Source organism: Campylobacter sp. BCW_6465 (assembly GCF_001762815.1).
GTDB lineage: Bacteria > Campylobacterota > Campylobacteria > Campylobacterales > Campylobacteraceae > Campylobacter_D > Campylobacter_D jejuni.
On the sequence record NZ_MJXN01000048.1, the window covers coordinates 1 to 371 of the forward strand.

Genomic DNA, 371 nt, shown 5'->3' on the forward strand with positions numbered 1-371 from the left:
CTTCAAACAAAGCTTTGGAATATTCTTCGGTATAGTTGCCTGTAGGCTTAACATTTTCTTTAAGGAGTATTTTATTGGTATCTTTTTCCACATCTAGTGCTAACCCATTGGGTGTATAAATCTTATAAGTATCGCTCATTTTTATCCTTTCTTAATTTATCCCATATATAAACCATCTTCTATGATTATAGTAGTGGCTAGTCTGCCTATGAAGTTAGGCGGTAATTTTTGGGATTGTTTGTTTTTAGTTACACTTTCTATATCCTCCTCGTTTCCTTCTTCATTGTCTTTGTTTTTCAAGCTTTCTTTATTTCCATTTATCCCCATATACATAGCCTTAAGATTGTTTTGTCCTATGATATTGAGTTTTT

At 32.1% G+C, this 371-nt stretch carries 1 pseudogene; it reads right to left on the reverse strand.

Annotated features, from left to right (window positions below):
• Positions 1-156 precede the first annotated feature (156 nt).
• Positions 157-371: pseudogene (locus tag AJ886_RS10175) on the reverse strand (hypothetical protein); the annotation flags it as partial.